Below are 23,541 nucleotides of genomic sequence, written 5' to 3'. Positions count from 1 at the left end.
ATTCGGCAAATAGTTCCCCCACCAGCAATGGTTCTCACATAACGTTAACGCTATGAGTTTTTCGATGACAAACCGATGACTTTGCGCTGCATTCGCTTATCGATTTTTGACCATTGGATACCCAATAACCTTTTCAATATGTGGTGTTCTATTGAAGAAATGAATACAAAAAAGGCCAACGACAAGCGCTGACCTTAGCGACTCAAAACACCTCTGAAGCGAGTTTAACTTGCTAAAATACAAACGGTTCTAGATAAACATAGCACTAAAAAGTGCCGACTGTTTTCTTTGCACAGATAGCACGAGCTTTTTCTGCGCCCTCACCTTTATTTTTTGAATCACTGTGGTTCTTATTAAAACACTGTCGATAAGATTCGACGTAACGCTCAAATAACACCTTGGCTTCAGGTTTTGGTTTAAAGAGCAGTTGGTTAACAAATTTTCTTGAGCCGACCTCAAAATGCTGAGTATCGATTGGGCTATTCCAATCCCCTCCCCAGATCATAAATCCGTGATGAGCAAACAGCTCAACCACATCTTCTGCCATGCCTCGGCGTTCAATTTCATCACGCGCGCGAAAACGAGTACGGTTCACATAGCGGGTTGCCGATTGTGATGGCTTGACCGTGATGGTTCCGTTTTTATCGAACTCTAAGAAAGGATTTTGAACTGGGTTGATGTCTATCGCCACACCATAGGCATGCTTCGACCAACCTCCTCCGCCTGTAATAGGACGAGCATTAAACGCGCTGCTGTTGTTCGCATCCATTGAGGCGTTGTCGTCACCTCTGAATTCTCGCATTAAACGAGCGGAATGAAGAGGGAAATTGCGCTGTTTAAGCTCTGAAAAGATTTGTTCAACAGCAGGCGCAATAACATCAAGAACGATCATATTGCCCTGTTGCGTCTCCCCTTTGAAATTAATGAAATCGAAATCCACTTTGGATAGTCGCTCACAACCAACGGGCGCACCATTACTCAAGACATTGTTCTTTTTCATCATGTCGCATTGCCATTGAGATATAGGCGCAACTTGAGCATAACTCGCAGCACTGAGCACAGTGGCCAGCCAGCCGACAATAAAACGTTTCATATCAAAGACTCAAAAATAGTAAGAGTGAAAAGTAGCAGAGGTTGGAAAATATCATATTAAGCCAAGTTGAGCGCACGCTTTGTTAGCGCGCTTTATTCCAATAGACAATCTCTCGAACTCGTCCGTTCTGATCCTTGTCAGCTTCTCCACCAACATCAGAAAGTTCAGGTAAGGTCGATAGTTGCGGAGCGTAATAGGCAACCAACATCAGTACTAACGCATCATAGACATCATCTATCGCGACGTCTTTACGCTTAGTATTTAAAATGGCCAACGACAAGCCGTCACACCATTGAGGGGCAAGTTGCTGAATAATAGAAAGCCTTTCCTCTTTGCCTTCTTGGGTTCGTTTGGAAAACGTCAGCGGTTCGCCTTTCAAAGCTGCAAACACCACCTCAGGATGTGATTCCCTGATAGAAAGATTGGGATGAGTTTCAATGAGCTCATCAAGCTCGCGGATCTTGGGCACTATTCCCCAAGTCTGTTTAGAAAACTTCTTATCAAGCTGCTCCACATTGGCATTACACGCTGCAATATAATTGGTTTGGTAAACCGCCTCACGACACGGAACAGGAAAAACGGAAGAGCCACGCTTACTGGTGAGAAAACGCCTTGCCGCTTTATCGCATAATCGGTCTGGCGTGAGCGAGTCGCTAAAGCCAATAGGCATATCGATTAACGTCGTCGAACCTGTAAGATAATCAAGCAACTCATCGAGCGTGTTTACCACTTTAAACGCAGGTATCTCATTGTCTGAGATAATCCAAGCGATCCAACCGGCCTTGCAGCCATCAATTCCGATGTATTTCATTATGCTCTCGATTATTAGTTTGTTGAGGGTTATTTGGGATAACTAGCCCACTAAATGATCAGTGCCACTCACTAATCAGCAGTCTGCTTTTTACACCACGTACCTGCAAGCCCATTGCATCGAACACCTCTTCAAAGTCTCGACACTTCGCAGGGATGTTAGGTAACGAAAGAGCGGCTTCTGAGAAGAATTGTTGTTCAAAATGAGCCGAATCGCTCCACGCCAATTGCCACCATTCGAGAATACGAAACTTAGACGCTCGAAGTTTTTCAGCCGTAGGAACTTTGTCACTTTTGCTTAGGTTCTCTTTGCTTGTGGTCGGAAAGAGGTTCCACTTGTCGTTATTCGGCCAATAAGCAAAAGGCAAGCAGTGATCAACGTGATACTCATTTTTTAATGATTTTCCACTCCAGACACTGACAATATCGGCACGTTCAGATCTAAGTTGTTCGACACGTTTACGCACATCGCGAGTATCGTGGTTTTGATCGATCCATACCAAGCAGTCGTGATACGTCTGTAGTGAGATACTTCGCTGTCGGTTCAACTCGAAACGCTGCATCTCCATGACCCATTGATTCACCACCAGCGGTTCAATCCAAGAGTGGTAGATTCTAAAGCACTCCCACAGGCTTTCATCGAGAGTGAAATAGCCAAAGCTTTCTAAGAACTCACTATCAATGACCAGTGATTCTCGGCTCTTCCGTCGTTTCTGAGGTGGGTATATATCGAATAGTCGGTTGTCTTTCGAGCCTTGATAGATAAAAGTCACAGGCCCTGATTTAATGGTGCTGATCGTTTGTGAAAACAGCTTCTGTAGTGCCTTGGCTTCATCGCCGAGAAACATAGCGCCTATCGCTAGATCATCAGCACTGAGGTGTTTGAGTTTATTCCAACCATCCTCTTTTACAAATCCGAGGCCTTTACTCGTGTTGCTATTTTGCTGAATTCCAGCGCCTTCTATATCGATATCAATCAAACGCTTAAACTGCCTTACCCAATATAGAGCAACTAAGCCCACTGGTAGAGAAATTTTCCCATCAGTCCGATCAATCACAGCGCCTGAATGAGCATCCGCAATTCGCAGTAACGTTCTCAACAAAGCCAACTTGTATGTGGCCGACTTGTTGTCATTCACAATAATGTGGCGCACCTTGTTCAAATCACCGGAGCCATCGTCTGGCAATGTCATCACCACGGTTTGCCACCACACTTCACTGCGGTTCAATGTATCTTGGCTATCATCAACATGACGAACCAACAAGGCGCTGTTTTTTGATAAACGCTCGAGCTCCTCAACTGAGACTTCATAGCATTGTCGACTGTCTTGAAATTCCCCATGACGCAGAGTGATCACCAACTTGCCATTTGGAGCCAGCAAGTTAGACAACTTTCTAAATGCACGCTCTCGATGAGACGAGGCTAAGTGCATCCATACTGCGCTCACCAATATCAAGTCAAAACGCATTCCGAGGTTTTCAATGCGGCTAAGCGAGGGAAGTGAATCATCAATCCAGGTAACACTTGGGCTTGTATATTTCGAGCCTTGTTCGCGTAATGAAGTACTTGGTTCTATCGCAATAACATCAGCTCCGGCTTTGTGCATCCATAGTGCATCACGACCACTTCCTGCACCAACATCTAGTACTTTATCGCCCTCTAAAGGCCAATAAGCTTGCCAGCTTTTATGTACCGTCTCGAACGTCACTGAGTTGTACTGTTCACAAAGTGTGTGAGCATTTTTATCGTAAAAAGGAATCGATGAGGACATATGCACTATTGGGGTAAGGAGTCTATCTCAATAGTAATGGGGAGCTTAGGCGATTGCTAGCAGCTCACGCAAGTTCAGCCACACCGAGCAATATTTATCGTTAGTGACTGTTTTATATCAATATCCACCTAATGATTTCATCAGGCGAGTCACATCACGAATCAGTTTCGTCAGCAAAATAAAAACAAACAAGGTGCAAGCTGACGTGCGAACAGAGATAATTGTTTGAAGATGATTAACTCGCCTCAAGCACCTAGCTGATAAAGACTAATGAACACATACTCGTACATAGACATCCCATTCAACCTGCGCCACACCTGTTGGTTTTGTGGTGAACCTTCCAATGATGTTGTTGAATTCCCTAAGATTGCTCAGGCTATTGCCAAGATAGACTATTCACCGATTGCACTGCCTGCTTGCAAGGAGTGCGCGAGTGTTAGGTATGCAAAGGATCTAACCTCAATTTGGGCTGTGCGCGATCAGATAAAACACGCACTCATCGATAAGTACGCAAAGCACCTAGGCATCGGTGAGAACTGGACGGAGCAAGAGCTTATTGATTCAGATTTCTCGGGATCGACACTTGGCGGGTTTGGGCGCAGTGCTTGGAAGATGTATCAAATAGCCAAACAGCGAATCGACTATAAAGGTTGGCCTTTGTCGGTTGATGACATTGTAATAGAGGTCTACGACGAAACCAGTGGCTTTGAATTCGACGGTACTCGCTATGCTTCAATCAATTCATGTATCGATTATTTCACTAAGGCTGCAGGCGTAGACAAAGAGCTGCTATCGCAACTTGTCGACATAGTTTCAACAGACCGTTTTAGCTACGCACTACGAATCGCCAAGCTAAACAAGAATGTCTCTAATACCAAACGCTCAGAGATCGTCGAAGAGGTGTTACAGCAAGAGTCTGAACAAGCAGAGATACTGCTTGAACAAGCCAACTCACTGTTCAACCCAAATGTCGAAGAGGTCAGCATTTCAGGTTCGACGGCTCCGGTGTTCGCTATTCAATGGGCAATGATGAATAACGTTAAAGATTTAGCTCACCTTTGCGCGCTCGAGGATGATTATTTTGACTATTTCGAGCATCTTGGTGGCCCTGCGGCTTTCATGTCTTATAACGGCCTACAACTCTATTTAGAGTCGCGTCAAGATCCTGAATGGGTAGAAAAGTCGGATCCAAATAAACAGTATTGGTGAACATGCCTCGCTACTGGTGAACACGTGTAAGCTCGATAATCGTGTCAAACACCCATTGTTAGTCCTTGTTTTATATAAAGATCTAAAAACAGAACCCTATAACAGTTAATTGTTGCAATTCAGTTAAATAGAGTGAAAACTTCAAGCATCTAAAACTATTTAATCACTGCAATCTTGCGGTGAGTAAGGAGTGAATTGTGCTTGCTGTTCTTCGTATTATTTTGGCTACGGTGTTTATTATTTTCACCACCCTCTGTGCTTTTGTTTACTGCTTGTTTAGCCCCAAGAACCCCAAGCATGTGTACGTTTTCTGTCGTTGGTTCAACCAGCTACAAAAGATCGTCGGTGTAAAACTGATGCAGCGCGGCCTAGACAATGCGCCGACATCAGAAAAAAGCGTATACATCTCTAACCACCAAAGCATATTAGACTTTGTGACCGACCCAGGAATGCTAAGGCCTCGTACCGTTTCTTTAGGCAAGCGTGATTTGTTGTATGTGCCTTTCTTTGGCCTGCTGTATTGGATCACAGGTAATATCATGATTAACCGCGAAGATAAATCCAAAGCACGCGATACCATCAAGCAAGTGGCGGAAGCGATTCATCAGCGAGATCTGTCTGTTTGGGTTTACCCTGAAGGAACGCGCAGTAAAGGGCGTGGACTACTGCCATTCAAGACGGGTGCTTTTCGGATGGCGATTGAAGCCGGTGTGCCTATCACCCCGATGTGTACCAGCACCACACACAATAAGATTGATCTCAACCGAATTAATAATGGCATTGTGATCACCGAGATGCTTGAACCTATCGATGTGACTGGATACAAGATCAGCGACGCTAGAGAACTAGCCAATCGCTGTCACGCAATCATGGCTGAAAAAATAGCAGAGCTTGATGTCGAAGTGGCTCGTATAGAGGCTCAACAAAATCCAGAGCTGGATTCAGACCGTTCTTCTACGCGCTAACAAGGTAGTCACAGAAGGAACAAGAGCTAACTCGCAACGAACCCACAGAGTCATTGCTCAGTTACTTAAAAAGACACTCAACGATCGCAACTCTCATTGTTCTTGTTTTACTTGCTGGCGCTTATCCGCACAATAAAAACAGGCGTTAATGGCTTTATAGAGTAATGGGAGTAAACGATGGAAGTGATTCACCATGGCGGCAAACATACCGTTACAGGATCTTGTCACGAATTAAGAGATTCAGGCCAAGCGGTTCTCATCGATTGTGGCCTTTTTCAAGGAGAAGACACCCGCCCTCTTGATATTGAATTTGAAACGTCTCACCTTAACGCTCTGCTGCTGACTCATACTCACATTGATCATATTGGTCGATTACCTTGGTTGCTTGCCAGTGGCTTTAACCAACCAATTTATTGCACGCAAGCCACCGCAGAGCTCGCTCCTTTAATGATTGAAGATGGCTTAAAACTGCAAGGGCTCAGCAATAAACAATCAAAGCTGATACTCAAAAAGATTCATTCGTTGATAGCTCCCAAGCCTTACGGGGATTGGTTTCCCATCACGTCCACACAACAAAACAACGGAAAGGATCATCATAGGCCAAATACTCTGTATGCTCGTTTTCAACCTGCAGGGCATATCTTAGGTTCGGCCTATATAGAGATTAAGTTACCAAGCCAAGAGGTAGTGGTCTTTTCAGGTGACTTGGGCCCTAGTAACACGCCACTGCTGCCGGATCCTAAACCACCACAGCAAGCCGACTATCTGTTTATTGAGTCGACTTACGGCACTAGCACGCACGACGATATTGCTTCACGCTCTGAACGCCTCAAATCAATCATTGATCGTTCGTTACTCGATGGCGGCGTTATTCTAATTCCGGCTTTTAGCATCGGTCGAACACAGGAACTACTATTTGATATCGAACACCTAATTTTTGAGCATCAACTCAGCAGCGATATTCCTATCATCCTCGATTCGCCTATGGCAGAAAAGGTGACGCGATCCTACCGACGCTTTAAAGAGTTATGGGGGCAAGAAGCAAAGCAGCGTCTTGAACTGAAACGTCACCCACTCGCTTTTGAGCAGTGCATTACGGTTGATGGACATAGAATGCACAAGAAAATCGTGAATCGCCTCAAGTCGACAGGTGAACCCGCGATTGTGGTCGCAGCTTCTGGAATGTGTCAGGGCGGCAGGATAATGAACTACTTATCCGCTTTGCTTCCCGATAAACGGACGGATGTGATTTTAGCGGGCTATCAAGCACACGGAACGCTCGGACGAGAGCTGCAACAAGGCGAAATGCAAGTTTCTATTGATAACAAAGACGTTGAGGTTAATGCTCAAATTCATGGCATGTCTGGCTATTCTGCTCATGCCGATAAAGAGGATCTCAATCGATTTATAGAGGGCATCGCGACTCCACCGAAAGAGGTGCATTTGATTCACGGTGAGCCAAATACTCAGTCTGAATTCGCTCAAGAACTAAAGGCGCGAGGGTTTGTGGTTGTTTGAAACACGCATCAAACTAGCCACTTTCCCTCAGTAAACATGAAGTCCTCAACTATCGAACCTTCAAAAAACACAGTCTCTTAGACCTGCGAGATCACTCGATGCAGGTGATATATTCCAATCAAATCCATCTCACCACTCATATATCAGCCGTTCATGCTAAGCGATTTTAACCTCTGTTTTTCTCGATTTTGTCTCATCTGCATGGCTCAAATTTCCATTTTTGTATTAATCACTATTTATTCACTTTGCAAAACACCAGCCTCAACAATCTGTTGCATAACAAGTTAAATGGAACGATTATCGAATTAGCACTAAGCATTAACAAACACCCTCTATAACTTGCTTTATGTCACAGTAATCCTAATGCGCAGTTAAATAATTTAACACTCGGGTTACAAGTGAAGTATTGTGTTGTTCGAAAAACAATCATAAGCAAAACTAACAGGGAAAATACTCATGCAGTCGTTCGTTGATTTTTTGAATGGAATAATCTGGAGCCCAGTACTTATCTACCTATGTTTAGGTGCAGGTTTGTTCTACTCCATCATGACTCGATTTGTTCAAATCCGTCACTTCTTTGAAATGTGGCGCTTGCTACTTTCGGGTAAAAGCTCATCAAAAGGCATCTCGTCTTTCCAAGCTCTTGCCGTTTCGCTGTCTGGCCGTGTAGGTACAGGTAACATTGCAGGTGTTGCTGCCGCTATCGGTTTCGGTGGCCCTGGTGCAGTATTCTGGATGTGGGTGGTAGCTTTCTTTGGCGCGGCGACTGCTTACGCAGAATCTACGCTGGCGCAAATCTATAAAGAAGAAGATGAAGGCCAGTTCCGTGGTGGTCCGGCTTACTACATTGAAAAAGCAATGGGTCAGAAGTGGTACGCATGGATCTTCGCTATCGCGACTATTTTTGCATGTGGTATTTTGCTTCCAGGTGTTCAGTCAAACAGTATAGGTAATGCTGTAGAAGCTGCATTTGGCTCAGGTGATATGATTGAAACAGCTATCGGTACATTCAGTTTCGCTAAAATTTTCACTGGTACTGTTGTTGCTATCATCCTTGCTTTCATCATCTTTGGTGGTGTTAAACGTATCGCGAACTTCACACAAATTGTCGTTCCATTCATGGCGTTGGCTTACATCATCATCGCATTCGTTATCATCCTACTAAACATCAGCCAAGTTCCTGTTGTTTTCGGAATGATTCTGGGTGATGCATTCACTCCTATGGCAGGCTTTGGTGCTGCAATCGGTTGGGGTGTTAAACGTGGTGTTTACTCAAACGAAGCAGGTCAAGGTACTGGTCCTCACGCGGCAGCTGCGGCAAGTGTTGATCACCCAGCTCAGCAAGGTTTGGTTCAAGCGTTCTCTATCTACATTGATACTCTTCTAGTATGTTCTGCTACAGCGTTCATGATCATCATCACTGGTGCTTACAACGTTCACGGCGGCGCTGAAGGTGTATTCCTTGTTCAGAACCTAGCAGCAAACATCGGTGCGAATGGTCCCGTATTTACACAGCTTGCTATTGAAAGTGCACTGCCAGGCATTGGTAAGCCGTTCATCGCATTTGCTCTGTTCTTCTTCGCATTTACAACGATTCTTGCTTACTACTACATCGCAGAAACGAATATTGCTTACCTACGTCGTACCATCAAGATCCCTGGCATGATGTTCGTACTTAAGCTTGTTCTTATTAGTGCCGTTTTCTATGGCACCGTTAAAACAGCAAACCTTGCATGGGCAATGGGTGATGTGGGTGTTGGCTTGATGGCATGGTTAAACATCGTTGGTATTCTGATCATATTCTTCATGTCTAAGCCTGCGCTTAAGGCTTTAGCAGACTACGAAGAACAACAGAAACAAGGTGTGACTGAGTACACATTCAACCCTGTAAAACTAGGCATTAAAGGTGCTACTTACTGGGAAGAGAAATACAAGCGTAAAACTGGCAAGTCTCCTGAATCTGAAGTTGCAGACAGTAAACCTGTAGAGCAACCTTCAGCTTAAGCTTGCCTTATCAAACAGATCGCGTTTACGAATAGATCATTTTTATGAGTAGATCGCTTTAACTCGCGCTATTAATAACGCATAAAAAAGGGGTTAGCCATTTCGGCTAACCCCTTTTGTTTTGTTCATAAAAATCGCAGTTTATAACGAGCTCATTACTTATAACGAACTGACTGCTTATAACAAACTAACTGTTCCCAAGCTAGAGCGTTAAGCAGCGATCTCTTGAGCCGTCATTTGAGGCGCTTTTTTCTCACCGATTGGCAGTACTGTGCGGCCATATTCGTTGTTGATTACTTGTGCCATTGCAAAGTAGATAGCTGACGCACCACAGAAGATACCTTCAAAACCAGCGATAGTACCGATCAGTTCGCTGCCTGTGAAATCACGAGCGGCAAGTAGGAAGAACAAAATAGTAAGTGAACCGAATACTACTTGTTTCGCTACTGGGTAGCATAGAGAACCAATGAACATGAAGCCAGTGAAGATGCCCCATAGTAGTAGGTACCAACCCATAAACGCTGCTGGACTTGCTGGTAGGCCCATGTAAGGCATTACAATTAAACCAACCAAAGATAACCAGAATAGACCGTAAGAAGTAAACGCAGTTGTACCGAACGTGTCACCACGTTTGAAACACATTGTGCCCACGATAACTTGGCTTAGACCACCGTAAAAAATACCCATAGCAAGAATCATTGAATCGATTGGAAAGAAACCTGCGTTATGGATATTAAGAAGTATAGTAGTCATACCGAAACCCATTAGGCCAAGTGGTGCCGGGTTCGCCAGTTTTGTTGACATTTTGCGCGCCTTTAAAAAAAGTTAATAAAATTTGTACGCAAATTTTAATCCGAACGGCATAAAAAGATAGATCGCTAAATCGCAATCTTAGATTGCATCGTTCGCCAGTTCGGCTTTCGTGATGATTTCAAGTATCTCGCCAACTCGTTTAGGGCTTAGTTCCATCAAGACCGCTTGAACCTCGGGCTTTACACACGCTAACCACTCTCCCGAAGGTTCTTGGTTAAACTTATCCATCGGGCCCATACTTTGGCTCCATGCACCACGGATATCAACCGTATCTTTGTGCCCATCGTTGGTCGTAAAATATGAAAACTCAAAGGTTGTCGCATCGACAGATGTGATTTGGCCAGATGCCCCCCACGGCGCAGAAAGTTCGATCATAGGACCGATAGGATAGCTTTCACCTTCAATTTCTACAGAAGTTGCTTCACCAATGTAAATTTGAGCGTTATTGGCTGACTCTGAGACAGTGAAAGGTAATGATGTTGATACAGAATTAGGACCTTGAGGCGCAGCTTGCTTTAATAAGAATTGAACGATTGACGGGTATGCATTAACAGCAGCATCAACTTCCCCAACAGACTCCATACAGCCTTCGTAATTCATAATGCCTGTACTATCGACACCTTTAATTAAAGCGCCTTCAAGTGTTTGAATAACATGGATTTGGTTACCTTGTTCCTCAATAGATGTGATTTGGCCTACAGGACTTTTTAAGACTTGATAACGCTGAGCAACAATACCTTCAGAGCTCGTTTCAAAACTCAAACTGCCATAATTACCCCATCCCAAACTTTGCTCGAGACCTGACTGCGGCGTACTGTTACACCCAGTAACTCCAGTTACCAATAACGCAAGAATAGATAGCTTTAACTTCATTTTAATTGCCCTGTAATCAAATTATTCACGAACACAGTTTATCGATAAATGGAAAGCACTACTGTAATAGAAAGTAAGGGAAGTGTCGTATAACTGTCACTGAACAAGCAAGCCTCTTATAACAGAGGCTTGCTTAGTTTAATTATTTACAGCTAATTTCATCCCAGAACCAGTTCGATTGAACAGGGCTTTCCCAGACACCTGGACCGTTTTTAGCTACGAAGCACTTGCCATTATGTGTCACCTTGTCGCCATTGCTCACTTGGCTAACACCCGCTTGCCATGTGATAAACACCGATGGATCAACAACGACAGGCGGCTCAGTCACAGGTGGTTCAACCGGTGTTGGGTCTACCGGAGCAGGATCGACAGGTGCAGGGACAACTGGCGATGGATCTGTCACTACGGGTGGTGTTGGTTCACCCGCTACAAATTTCCAAGGGCCGCCATTGGCAGGATCATCCCCTTGAGTCCACCATTTAGCTTGGTAAGTCGCACCGTTGTGAGTGACTTGGTCGCCAGCATTGTAAACTTTACTCGCACTCCAACCGTTACCTCCGGGGTTAGTACCAGGGTCAACCGGATCAAGCTTATCGACCACTTTCACTTCAGGCCAACTCGCATGTGATCCATAAAAATTGGTCACACACTTCTCATAATCTCCGGCCACCAAGGCTGAATAAGCGGTTTGGAAACCAACAAGCTCACACTCAAATGAATAGCCTTCTGGGCGGTCTGCGTAGTATTTCCAGTTACCATCCCAGTTGGTGTACAACACATCAGTCGCACCATTCAAGTTCAAGCTTCCATAAGGCGTTTGCTGCCAACATGTATTGGCTTCATCCGCTTCTACAGGGATCAGATAATGCGCAGCTAATCCTTCCCAATAACGAATTCGGTTAACTGGTTGGCCTTTGTTTTTGTTCTGCTCACCACACTCGATACCACCATTAATTACGTTGATTGTGGTACCAAACCCATAGCCAATTCCCGCATCCAACTCTCGCTGAGAGGGTGTCCAAGTGCGGTCAATAACGTGCAGCATTGCTGGTTTAGGAGCTTGAGGTGTAAGGAAGAACCAGATAGCAGAAGCCAAGTTCAACCACGAATCAGCAACCAAACCTGGGTTATTCAATAGAACCGTCGCATCACCATCGAACATCACTTCCGAGAACGCACCGTAATTAAAATGGTAAGAAAGCTGTTTAGCACCACGTCCAAAGTAACCCTGCCCTGCCGCACATGGCCATCGTGCATTCTGCCAATCGTTCTGGCCACAACCGGTGGTGTAACCCTCTTGGCCTTCAGACCAACCCATTTCACGAACATGCACCAGCGCTTGCTGCCACTCTTCTAGAGCTAATGGGTTATCAGAGGTGTTATCTATTGCGATGTGCCCGCCTGTTTCTTGAGCGAAATGAGCAAAGGCCGTGATGATGGATTTTTTACAGATGGCGTCTGAGTCTCGGCCATCAGTGTACTCTCCACAGAAGGCAGGGAATTTACCAATCGCCCGTAAGAAGCGAGTGTACGTGTATTCTGGCGCAGCCATCTGAGTGAGGAAGTCCCATTCAGATTGAGGGAATACACGCTCGACTCGTTTCACGTTTTCAGGATTCGAGGCTAAACCCGGCTCAATCGCTTCAACGATACTATTGGGACGAGTTTGTAATGCTTGTGACCAGATCGCATACATAGGATCGGATGTTTTCGCTTGTTCAGCCGCTTGCAGTGCAGACTTTTCAACAAGGTAGCCATTCGGGTTTTGCGGATCAGGTTGAATGTTCAAAGACGCGTAACTGTGTGCAGCTAAAGTACAGCCAACTACTGTCGCCAAATATTTGATTTTTAACATGATGGATTCTCTTATCTGTCCTTAATAAGTCCATCAAAGAGTATGCGGCGCATGGGAAATGAGCTAGTCGTTACCATGTAAATTTATAAAAAGTGCGAGTGACACTTTTATGTACCCTTCAACACAACAAAACGTCTCATTGTTTCTTGAGGTGATATCTAACTTCCAACGGATTTTGTTGCTCGTTGTAGATGTAAATCCTTAATCTCCTAAATAAAAAGAAAAAAGCCCCGAACTGAGTTCGAGGCTTAAGATTTTAATCAAAACTGGTTAAATCTCTAAGAGGTTATTCCCACTCGATAGTTGCTGGTGGCTTACCAGAAATATCGTAAACAACACGTGAAATGCCGTTAACTTCGTTGATAATACGGTTAGATACCTTACCTAGGAAGTCATATGGTAGGTGTGCCCAGTGAGCAGTCATGAAGTCGATAGTTTCTACGGCACGTAGAGATACAACCCAATCGTACTTACGGCCATCGCCCATTACGCCAACTGAACGCACTGGTAGGAATACCGTGAATGCTTGAGATACTTTGTGGTAAAGGTCAGCAGCGTGAAGCTCTTCAATGAAGATAGCATCAGCACGACGCAGTAAATCACAGTACTCTTTCTTCACTTCGCCAAGTACACGAACACCTAGACCAGGACCTGGGAATGGGTGGCGATAAAGCATGTTGTATGGAAGACCAAGCTCTAGACCGATCTTACGTACTTCATCTTTAAACAGCTCACGTAGAGGCTCAACAAGGCCCATTTCCATATCATCAGGAAGACCACCAACGTTGTGGTGAGATTTGATTACGTGTGCTTTACCTGTCTTAGATGCTGCAGACTCGATTACGTCTGGGTAGATAGTACCCTGAGCAAGCCATTTAGCATTCTTCAGTTTCTTAGACTCTTCGTCGAAGATATCTACGAATACGTGACCGATGATCTTACGCTTCGCTTCTGGCTCAGCTTCGCCTTCCAGAGCGTCAAGGAAACGATCTTCCGCATCAACTTTAATGATGTTTAGGCCGAATTGGTCACCAAACATCTCCATAACCTGCTCACCTTCGTTTAAACGAAGAAGGCCGTTATCAACAAATACACATGTTAGTTTGTCGCCGATAGCGCGGTGAGCAAGCATCGCTACTACTGATGAATCAACACCACCAGAAAGACCAAGGATAACTTCATCGTCACCTACTTGCTCTTTAATACGTGCAACTGCATCTTCAATGATAGACGCTGAAGTCCACAGACCTTCACAACCACACGCGTTAAGAACGAAGTTCTCAAGCATTTTTAAGCCGTTTTTAGTGTGCGTTACTTCTGGGTGGAATTGAACACCGTAGTATTTCTTCTCTTCGTTTGCCATTGCAGCGTATGGGCAAGTGTCTGTCTCTGCGATTTTTGTGAAATCAGCAGGGATTTCAACCACTTTGTCACCGTGGCTCATCCAAACGTCTTGAGTTGTCTCAAGGTCAGTGAAAAGTGCAGATTCACCCGTCACTTGTACAGCAGCGTAGCCGAACTCGCGCTCAGTAGACGTTGCTACTTTACCGCCAAGTTGCTCAGCCATCGTTTGCATGCCGTAGCAGATACCGAAGACAGGAACACCTGAATCAAATACGTACTGAGGTGCACGTGGAGAATTCTCTTCCGTTACACTTTCAGGGCCACCAGATAGGATGATACCGTCTGGATTGAATTCACGAATATCCGCTTCTTCTACGTCCCAGCTCCAAAGTTCACAGTAAACACCGATCTCACGAATACGACGAGCTACTAGCTGTGTGTATTGAGAACCGAAGTCCAGAATTAGAATACGTTGGTCATGAATATTTTTAGTCATTGTAAGCAGTCTTATTGGCTATGTGATAAAACGGAGGCGAGTTTACTCACCTCTGATTAACTCTTCAAGAAATAAAGCAAACGTTTTCGTTGGTTATCTGTAACCTCGTGTTTTGAGAAAATCAGACTTTCTGCAAAACAGGCGGTAGATAAAATAATGTGCCGACTAAATCAGCACATTATTCAAACGTTTGGACGTATTATTAACCTAAACGGTAGTTAGGTGCTTCTTTCGTGATTTGAACATCGTGTACGTGAGATTCTTTCATGCCCGCACCAGAGATACGAACAAACTCAGCTTTAGTACGCATATCTTCAACAGTTGCAGAACCCGTTAGGCCCATGCTTGAGCGTAAACCGCCCATCTGTTGGTGAACGATCTCTTTTAGACGACCTTTGTATGCGATACGACCTTCAATACCTTCTGGAACAAGCTTGTCTGCAGCGTTATCAGATTGGAAGTAACGGTCAGAAGAACCTTGAGACATAGCGCCAAGAGAACCCATACCACGGTAAGACTTGTAAGAACGACCGTTGTAAAGGATAACTTCACCCGGTGCTTCTTCAGTACCCGCGAACATTGAACCAACCATCACACAAGATGCGCCAGCAACGATAGCTTTACAGATATCGCCAGAGAAGCGGATGCCGCCATCTGCGATTACTGGAATACCGTATTCGTTTGCTACTTCAGCTGCGTCTGCAATTGCTGTTACTTGAGGAACACCAACACCAGTAACGATGCGAGTCGTACAGATTGAACCCGGGCCGATACCTACTTTAACCGCACTAACACCCGCTTCGATAAGAGCACGAGCGCCAGCGCCAGTTGCTACGTTACCACCGATAATTTGTAGGTCAGGGTATGCAGCACGCGTATCGCGGATACGGTTAAGTACGCCTTCAGAGTGACCGTGTGAAGAGTCGATAAGTAGAACGTCTACGCCAGCTTCAACTAGAGCAGCAACGCGCTCTTCGTTACCAGCACCAGCACCAACAGCTGCACCTACACGTAGGCTGCCGCGCTCATCTTTACAAGCGTTTGGTTTACGTTCTGCTTTGTGGAAATCTTTTGCAGTGATCATTCCCGTAAGTTGGAAGTCATCATTTACAACAAGAACTTTTTCAACACGCGCTTCGTGCATTTTCTCTTGAACTTCTTCACGAGTTGCACCTTCTTTAACAGAAGCAAGGCGAGCTTTAGGCGTCATTACTACGTCAACTTTCTTAGAAAGGTCAGTCACAAAGCGAACGTCACGGCCAGTAATAATACCAACAAGTTCGTTTGTTTCAGTAACAACAGGGAAACCGGCGAAGCCGTGTTTTTGAGTAAGAGCTACAACATCAGCGATTGTCGCGTCAGGGTTTACAGTAACAGGGTGAGAAACCACACCTGCTTCGTAAATTTTAACCTGGCGAACCATTTCAGCTTGCTGTTCAATAGACATGTTCTTATGAATGAAGCCTATTCCGCCTTCTTGCGCCAGTGCAATCGCTAGGCGAGCTTCTGTCACAGTATCCATCGATGCAGAGATCATTGGGATGTTTAGGGAAATATTCTTCGTCAACTGAGTGCGAAGATCAGCTGTATTAGGGAGAACGGTGGAGTGTGCTGGCACTAGCAGTACGTCGTCGAATGTCAGCGCTTCTTTGGCAATTCTTAGCATTTGCAATATCTCACAATAATAGGAGTAAAAAGAAACAATCCAATCTCATCGTTTCGCCTAATGAGGGCAGCCAATTAAGGAAAATCAAACTGCATTTGGATTAGATATTGCGGACGGATTATACGGCCAACGAAATCGCTTGGCTACACATTTTTATACTTTTAATTTGCATTTACCCCCTTGCTATGTATTATATTGCCGCTATCTTCCATACTCACGCCCAGTGAGATTCCAAGAGAAAGACCTTCCTTCAAGGATAGATAGCGCTTCTATGACCAATCCAAACATCTTTACTGTTTCTCGCCTCAATTCAGAGGTTCGTCTCCTATTAGAAAACGAAATGGGAATAGTCTGGCTCGTTGGTGAAATCTCAAATTTCTCTGCACCTGTCTCTGGTCACTGGTACCTCACGCTTAAAGACTCTCGCGCTCAAGTTAAGTGCGCTATGTTTCGTGGCAATAACCGTCGTGTGACTTTTAAGCCTCAGAACGGTAATCAAGTGCTAGTTAAAGCGCGCCTATCTCTTTATGAGCCACGCGGTGATTATCAACTGATCATCGAAAGCATGCAGCCAGAAGGTGACGGCAAGCTTCAGCAAGAGTTTGAAAAACTTAAGATGAACTTGGCGGCGGAAGGTTTATTTGCTCAGTCCAGTAAACAAATTCTTCCAGAACATCCTAAATGTGTTGGTGTTATCACCTCTAAAACAGGCGCTGCCCTCTTCGATATTCTCGATGTACTGAAAAGGCGCGACCCGTCATTGCCAGTCATCGTATATCCGACTATGGTACAAGGTGAAGGAGCTTCGATTCAGATCGCTCAAGCGATTGGGCGTGCCAATGAACGCAATGAGTGTGATGTATTGATCGTTGGCCGAGGCGGCGGCTCATTAGAGGACTTATGGTGTTTCAATAACGAGATCGTTGCTCGCACCATTGCAGCAAGTCAGATCCCGATTATCAGCGCCGTTGGACACGAAGTTGATGTCACTATCGCCGATTTCGTCGCAGATATGCGAGCTCCAACGCCATCAGCAGCCGCTGAATTGGTTAGCCGTGACAACAGTCATAAAGAGCAAGCTTATGCGTCTAAACGTGCTCGTTTAGTGAGTGCGATTCGTCATGTACTAATAAAACAAGCGCAATCAACTCAAACGTTGAAATACCGCTTAGAGAAACAACACCCGAGCTACCAACTGCAAAAGCAGAGTCAGCAGCTTGATGACTTAGACATGCGTTTGCGTCGTGGTATGACTCAATACCTAAAGCAACATGCTCAGCGTGTTGAACGTAAGCAGCACCAACTTCAGCTGAACTCGCCAGTGAAACGCCTTGGTGAACAGAAACTGCATCTACAACGTTCAGAGCAAAAGCTATTGGATGCAATGGACAAGACATTACTGACTACTCGCCACCAACTAGCCATGGCTGCCGAGAAGTTAGAAACAGTAAGTCCATTAGCAACCCTAAAACGTGGCTACAGCATCACCCATTCAGCATCGAGTAAAACTGTGTCATCGATTAACGATGTCGAAATCGGTGAAGTGATCACCACCCAAGTTGAAGACGGTGTGATTGAATCGCAAGTGACAACAAGAGTCGCTAAGAGCGAGCTCTAGGTTCATTAGATACAAAAAAGACCAACTCTTCGGTATTGAGTCTCTGATATAACATTACAGATAGTCGTTTAAGCGATTCGGCTTAAGTCTATTCCGCAGGTTGAAATACAAACTTTACTCTCGATTTAGATTTAAGCTCATTACACTCACCATTACAAAAATAGCTCGCTGCACCACAGGCTTGAAGCTTCTCAAGTTGGCTGCTGCACTCAGGGCAAAACCCAACCTTAGTAAAGTGTGCCTGACAACTTTCACAGTGATACTTTCCATCCCAACCTAGCTCTGATTGGCACTTAGGGCAGATATTTTCACTCATTAGCATTTCCTAACTCACTACTTTTTTACAATCTACCACTGCTAAGACTTAGCTTGCTTGATTTGGTACATGTTCTTATCAGCTTGTGCGATCAAGCCTTCCAATGACTCAGGATCTTTCTCATAAGAAAGTCCAACGCTGACAGAAAACTGAGTGCCATCGATATAGAGAGCTTGTTCCAAGGTTCTTTCTAAGCTTCGATAAAAGTTCAGCACACTTTCTTGATCATCAAAGCAAGAGAACACGACAAACTCATCGCCCCCATAGCGCCCTATCTTGGCACAGGCAGTAGTTGCCTCATCAAGCACTTTTGCAACGGCTAACAACACATCATCACCAAAGCTGTGGCCAAACGTATCGTTTATTGACTTAAATTTATCGACATCAACAAACAGGCATGCCATCACTTTTTCAGTAAAACAGCGGTTAGTTAACACCTGCTCGGCTTCTCTCAGCAATGCTCGGCGATTCAAACTGTGTGTTAGAGAGTCTCGATTGGCAAAAAAGTTGAGTTGATTCTCTAACTCATACTTCTCAAGCGCGACTGAATACAGAGAAGCCAATAACTCTAAGATCTCAAGTTCAAACTCATGAGGTTCAGAGATGTACTGACTGTAAATTGCGAAGGTACCCAATACGTGACCATGTGAAGAGATGATTGGCACTGACCAACATGCATGAAGGTTAGCCTGGTTGGTTAAGGCTAAGAAAGGAGTCCAATTCGGGTGTGCATTAATATTGGAGACCATGACAGCTTTCTTAAGTGCCGCCGCTTCGCCACAGGAACCAATTCCGGCACCAACCCCCACCCCTTCTATCTGCTGGTTATAAAAATCAGGCAAGTTTGGAGCATATTCTAAATGTAATGTATTCGATTCGGGGTTTAGCAATAGGATAGAGGCCATCCTTTGACCAAAAATCTGCTCGGTGAGTTGAATGATCTTACGATTTAATTCTTTGCGATCCAACCCAAGGGCAAGCTTTCGAAGCAAACTGTTTACTGCTCGGTGACCTTCTAATAAAAATTGTTGTTTCATTCACTAAAGCTTTCAATTATATGGTGGGAACAGCTTGTTCTTATGCAAGCCTATATACTGGTCAATATTAACACACTAAATTACCACAACACACCACCGAAGATCATAGGTTGATCTTTTGCTTTATCTACTTTGATCAGCGATCTACCCCAAAAAGAATATTTATATCACCACACACCGAAAGCATAAGTTACATATACTGCATTTCAATTTGCAATGGAATATATGACTATAAGCAAACCAATAAAACCAAAAATGCAGAACAATCTATTTTCGATCTTTAATTGAGATCATCGAGAGACACACGTCTGCATTTCGATATGTTGGTCATCTAATTGGGTTAACTTAACCGACAATGCCTTAAGTTCTGAAGTATTGTCGATGTGAGTACCACCACACGGAATAGACACTAAAGTCTCGTCATCTAGCTGCCATTCCCAGTAGCGAGAGTCTGTTAACGCCTCACCTTCTAGTCTCATCGTTACAAGAGTCGATTCAACAAGCCAGCCTGCAATCATCTGGTTGATGTCGGCCTCAATGCCATCAAGGTTAGTTAGCATGTCAGCAACGTTCAGACCGCGTTTCTTCAAGGTTTTACCTAAACGATACTTATCGGTACACAACTCTGGAGTAACAAAGCTAGTCACCTGTGCGTAGCTATTGAAGTCATAGCTGCCGAATGGATCTTTTCTGTCTGCATCTTTACGCCAGTAACTCTCAGCCAATACTTTATTCAACGCTAAGAAAGCAATATGTCCGGCACTATGACCGCGGCTCAAACTGGCTTGGTGCTCTTTATCAACCGACAACTCAATTTCATCGCCAATGTTAATCATAGAAGCTGATACAGGTAGTTGGTGGACAACCACAAACGCCCACCCTTCCGTATCACGCTTAACAGGGATATCTGCTGCAATATAAAGATTTCCAGTAGATTGCTCTATTGCACCAACAAGGCAATCTTCAACAATATACTGTTCACCACCTACGCTGACAAAACCTCGGTCTGCTGGGTGATCGGGCCAAATATGACTCACAGGGTGGAAAGGTGTCACGTCAGTGATCAAGTGAGTTTTGCTGTCGTCACTTTCAACGTACACCGCTTTTGCATTGAGCAGCCAAGTTTGATGACAAAATTGAGTGATGGTTGGTGTGATAACTATTATTGGTTTCATGGATGTCGCTGGTGTCATTGAATCGCTAGTGGTCATATCGTTCTTCTTTTGAAATTGAGTCTAATTCGTTAACCCATCACGATATGGAGATATGAGGTTATGGCTTAACGTGAATTTTGCTTAAAAAAATACCCGAGACAGGCTCGGGTATCAAATCTATTGGAAAGGTTTACTTACGACCTTTAACCATGCTCATCATACGCTTACGTTTACGTTCTTGAGAAATTGTCAGCTTGGTTGTCTTAGCTTCAAATGGGTTCTCGCTGTTCTGGAATTGAATGCGAATAGGTGTACCCATAATCTCTAGTGAACGACGGTAGTAGTTCATCAAGAATCGTTTGTATGAATCTGGCAAGTTACGTACTTGGTTACCGTGGATAACGATAATCGGTGGGTTGTAGCCACCAGCGTGCGCGTATTTCAATTTAACACGACGGCCACGAACCATAGGTGGTTGGTGATCATCAGTCGCCATCTTCATGATACGAGTAAGTACAGAAGTACCAACACGAGTCGTTGCTGACTTATAAGCTTCTTGAACAGACTCAAACAAGTGACCAACACCAGTACCGTGAAGTGCAGAGATAAAGTGAATACGTGCGAAATCAACGAAACCTAAACGACGGTCTAGTTCTTTCTTAACACGATCTTTAACGTCGTTATCTAGGCCATCCCACTTGTTTACGGCAATAACAATTGAACGACCAGCATTCAACGCAAAGCCTAACAAGCTTAGATCTTGATCTGAGATGTTCTCGCGAGCATCGATAAGCAGTAATACAACGTTAGCATCTTCAATCGCTTTCAGTGTTTTAACCACTGAGAACTTCTCAACTGTTTCGTTGATATTTTTACGGCGACGAACACCCGCAGTATCAATCAGAACGTATTCACGCTCATCACGCTGCATCGGAATGTAAATAGAGTCACGAGTTGTACCTGGCATATCGTAAACAACAACACGTTCTTCACCAAGAATACGGTTAGTTAGCGTTGATTTACCTACGTTAGGACGACCAATGATCGCTAGCTTAATCGGTTGATCTTGAAGGCGCTTGAATTCTTCTTCCGCTTCTTCTTCAGTGAAATCAACTTGCTCTTCTTCTTCGTCTTCAAATTCAGTTAAATCGCTTACTTCGCCATTCTCAGCTTTTAACGCTTCAGCGAATGGGTTTAGAGCAAGATCAATCAACGCTGTTACACCACGACCGTGCGCTGCAGCGATTTGGTACATGTCTTCTACGCCTAGTTGCCAGAAATCAGCACTTGCAGCATCAGGGTCGATACCATCAACCTTGTTTACTACTAGCATTGAAGGCTTTTCTAGTTGACGAAGGTGCTTAGCAATAGCTACGTCTGAAGGTGTTAGACCCGCACGACCATCTACCATAAATAGAACGACATCAGCTTCATCAATCGCCGCGAGCGACTGTTCAGCCATTTTAGTTTCAACACCTTCTTCGGTACCGTCGATACCACCAGTGTCGATAACAATAAAGTCATGCTCGCTAAAATGAGCATGACCGTATTTACGGTCACGCGTTAAGCCAGGAAAATCCGCAACCAATGCATCACGAGTTCGAGTCAATCGGTTAAATAACGTAGATTTACCTACGTTCGGACGCCCTACTAGAGCAACAACAGGTACCATAACAACCTCTACAATTTCTTCTCTAAATGTAGTTATAGGTAAGCACTTGATCGCAAGTTTAAACTCTTACCTATAACCACACGGTTTATTAATTTATAACAACAAAACGGCTCCTAGCTGTTACCAACCAGGAGCCGACTGTGAATTATATCACGCTTTTATTGGCTAATCGTTAGTTTCTTTACATCGCCATTGCGAGTCGTCACTAAGTAGCCTTCAGGCATTTCAATTGGCGCAACCGCAAAGCCGCTATCATCGACCAACTGTTGAGCAACAAACTCACCCGATGAACGATCTAACCAGTGCAGATAACCTTCAGTATCACCAACAACCACATAACCATTAATAATAGCAGGTGCTGTCAGTAAGCGGTTTTCTAACAATGGAGTGCTCCACAGTTCAGTACCACTACGCGCATCAACCGCAACCACATGGTCTTTGTCAGTCACAACGAACAAACGGCTGCCATCACTTGCTAAATCAATCGCTGACGAGTAGTTACGTTTCCAAACTGGCTTACCAGAACGAAGATCGATAGCAATCAGTTGACCATTGATACCTACGGTATATAGGGTGCCGCCAAGAACAACCGGTGATGCATCAACATCAACCAAACGATCAATTTCCGTTGCGCCTTTTGGTGTACCTACTGGCTGTTGCCAAATAAGCTGACCACGATCAACGATAGCTGCGGCTAAACGACCATTTGCCGTACCCCAGAATACACCACCTGAAACCGTAACAGGTGAGCTATCGCCACGAAGTGTTAGGCTTGGTACTTCTGTACTGATGGTCCATTTTTGCTCACCGCTTTCTTGATCTAACGCGGTCAACATGCCACGACTGGTATGAACAATAACCATGTTGCTTTCAGTTGCTGGGGATGCAAGCACCTCACCATTCACTGATACACGCCACAGCTCTTCACCGGTTGATTCATCCAGCGCGATCACTTCGCCATTTTCAGAACCAACAAATACCTTGCCGTAAGCTGCCGTTAAGCCACCCGATAAACGAGCCAGTACTTCTTTCTCAAGATCGACTTTCCAAAGCTCTTTACCTGTTTCAGGGTCAAGCGCTTTAACCATACCTTCACGGCTTGCAACAAATACTTTGTCGTAAGCCAATTCTGGCGTTAGTTTTGAAAAGTAGTGACCAACACCATCACCAACCGACGTAGACCATTCCTGGCTAGGAGTAAACTCGCTGTTTACCGTTGGTACTGGTGCCATGATTACGGTGTCTTCTTCACTTGCACAGCCCGCTAGCAGGCCAAGAGCAATCGCACACAACGCCGCTTTTGGAAACATCTTCTTCATTCAAAGC

The 23,541-nt window shown here is 44.6% G+C and carries 18 protein-coding genes; 5 read left to right on the top strand and 13 right to left on the bottom strand.

All coding sequences use genetic code 11. From position 1 onward, the window contains the following. Positions 1–265: 265 nt before the first annotated feature. The 3 genes from MED222_RS03650 to MED222_RS03660 all read right to left on the bottom strand — a co-directional run bounded on the left by MED222_RS03650 (position 266) and on the right by MED222_RS03660 (position 3,675). Complete coding sequence (locus MED222_RS03650; protein ID WP_009848313.1) at positions 266–1,093, bottom strand: M15 family metallopeptidase; 828 nt, start codon at positions 1,091–1,093, stop codon at positions 266–268. An 82-nt stretch (positions 1,094–1,175) separates the two neighbouring features. Then, positions 1,176–1,904 carry a DUF429 domain-containing protein gene (locus tag MED222_RS03655; protein WP_009848312.1) on the bottom strand — a complete coding sequence of 243 codons (729 nt, stop codon included), beginning with the start codon at positions 1,902–1,904 and terminating at the stop codon, positions 1,176–1,178. 58 nt (positions 1,905–1,962) lie between these two features. Further along, on the bottom strand, positions 1,963–3,675 hold the full coding sequence (locus MED222_RS03660; protein WP_009848311.1) for a class I SAM-dependent methyltransferase: 1,713 nt from the start codon (positions 3,673–3,675) through the stop codon (positions 1,963–1,965). A 270-nt stretch (positions 3,676–3,945) separates the two neighbouring features. Between MED222_RS03660 and MED222_RS21605 the strand changes: the two genes are divergently transcribed. The 4 genes from MED222_RS21605 (at position 3,946) to MED222_RS03675 (ending at position 9,371) form a co-directional block, all read left to right on the top strand. After that, positions 3,946–4,884, top strand: a complete 939-nt coding sequence (locus MED222_RS21605) for a hypothetical protein (RefSeq protein WP_032555325.1) — start codon at positions 3,946–3,948, stop codon at positions 4,882–4,884. A gap of 197 nt (positions 4,885–5,081) precedes the next feature. Beyond that, entirely contained in the window at positions 5,082–5,849 is a 768-nt protein-coding gene (locus MED222_RS03665) for a 1-acylglycerol-3-phosphate O-acyltransferase (protein WP_009848309.1), read from the top strand. Between the two features lie 177 nt (positions 5,850–6,026). Continuing rightward, positions 6,027–7,367, top strand: coding sequence for an MBL fold metallo-hydrolase (locus MED222_RS03670; protein ID WP_009848308.1), 1,341 nt, complete (start codon positions 6,027–6,029; stop codon positions 7,365–7,367). A gap of 456 nt (positions 7,368–7,823) precedes the next feature. Beyond that, positions 7,824–9,371: an alanine/glycine:cation symporter family protein gene (locus MED222_RS03675; RefSeq protein WP_009848307.1), complete on the top strand. Its 1,548-nt coding sequence runs from the start codon at positions 7,824–7,826 to the stop codon at positions 9,369–9,371. 210 nt (positions 9,372–9,581) lie between these two features. Here MED222_RS03675 and MED222_RS03680 read toward each other — a convergent pair whose 3' ends face one another. The 5 genes from MED222_RS03680 to guaB form a co-directional block, all read right to left on the bottom strand. Further along, positions 9,582–10,175, bottom strand: a complete 594-nt coding sequence (locus tag MED222_RS03680; RefSeq protein ID WP_009848306.1) for an acetate uptake transporter — start codon at positions 10,173–10,175, stop codon at positions 9,582–9,584. A gap of 87 nt (positions 10,176–10,262) precedes the next feature. Further along, the gene (locus MED222_RS03685; protein WP_009848305.1) at positions 10,263–11,057 is read right to left on the bottom strand and encodes a hypothetical protein; all 795 of its coding nucleotides are present in this window, start codon (positions 11,055–11,057) and stop codon (positions 10,263–10,265) included. Between the two features lie 142 nt (positions 11,058–11,199). Continuing rightward, positions 11,200–12,912, bottom strand: coding sequence for a chitinase (locus MED222_RS03690; RefSeq protein ID WP_009848304.1), 1,713 nt, complete (start codon positions 12,910–12,912; stop codon positions 11,200–11,202). Between the two features lie 286 nt (positions 12,913–13,198). Further along, entirely contained in the window at positions 13,199–14,752 is a 1,554-nt protein-coding gene (guaA, locus tag MED222_RS03695; RefSeq protein WP_009848303.1) for a glutamine-hydrolyzing GMP synthase, read from the bottom strand. A gap of 202 nt (positions 14,753–14,954) precedes the next feature. Further along, positions 14,955–16,418: an IMP dehydrogenase gene (gene guaB, locus MED222_RS03700; protein ID WP_004735127.1), complete on the bottom strand. Its 1,464-nt coding sequence runs from the start codon at positions 16,416–16,418 to the stop codon at positions 14,955–14,957. Positions 16,419–16,689: 271 nt separating this feature from the next. On the opposite strand from guaB, the gene xseA reads away from it, so the two are divergent. Beyond that, positions 16,690–18,036: an exodeoxyribonuclease VII large subunit gene (gene xseA / locus MED222_RS03705; protein WP_009848302.1), complete on the top strand. Its 1,347-nt coding sequence runs from the start codon at positions 16,690–16,692 to the stop codon at positions 18,034–18,036. 88 nt (positions 18,037–18,124) lie between these two features. On the opposite strand, the gene MED222_RS03710 is transcribed toward xseA, so the two are convergent. The 5 genes from MED222_RS03710 to bamB all read right to left on the bottom strand — a co-directional run bounded on the left by MED222_RS03710 (position 18,125) and on the right by bamB (position 23,534). After that, entirely contained in the window at positions 18,125–18,352 is a 228-nt protein-coding gene (locus MED222_RS03710) for a zinc ribbon domain-containing protein (protein WP_009848301.1), read from the bottom strand. 41 nt (positions 18,353–18,393) lie between these two features. Next, on the bottom strand, positions 18,394–19,389 hold the full coding sequence (locus MED222_RS03715; protein ID WP_009848300.1) for a sensor domain-containing diguanylate cyclase: 996 nt from the start codon (positions 19,387–19,389) through the stop codon (positions 18,394–18,396). 290 nt (positions 19,390–19,679) lie between these two features. Continuing rightward, the gene (locus MED222_RS03720) at positions 19,680–20,600 is read right to left on the bottom strand and encodes a metal-dependent hydrolase (protein WP_009848299.1); all 921 of its coding nucleotides are present in this window, start codon (positions 20,598–20,600) and stop codon (positions 19,680–19,682) included. A gap of 133 nt (positions 20,601–20,733) precedes the next feature. Further along, the gene (gene der, locus MED222_RS03725) at positions 20,734–22,215 is read right to left on the bottom strand and encodes a ribosome biogenesis GTPase Der (RefSeq protein ID WP_009848298.1); all 1,482 of its coding nucleotides are present in this window, start codon (positions 22,213–22,215) and stop codon (positions 20,734–20,736) included. Positions 22,216–22,373: 158 nt separating this feature from the next. Continuing rightward, positions 22,374–23,534, bottom strand: a complete 1,161-nt coding sequence (bamB, locus tag MED222_RS03730; protein ID WP_009848297.1) for an outer membrane protein assembly factor BamB — start codon at positions 23,532–23,534, stop codon at positions 22,374–22,376. Between the last annotated feature and the right edge of the window lie 7 nt (positions 23,535–23,541).

It is taken from the genome of Vibrio sp. MED222, assembly GCF_000153005.1.
Taxonomy (GTDB): Bacteria; Pseudomonadota; Gammaproteobacteria; order Enterobacterales; family Vibrionaceae; genus Vibrio; species Vibrio tasmaniensis_A.
This window is presented reverse-complemented; position numbering and strand designations above follow the sequence as displayed.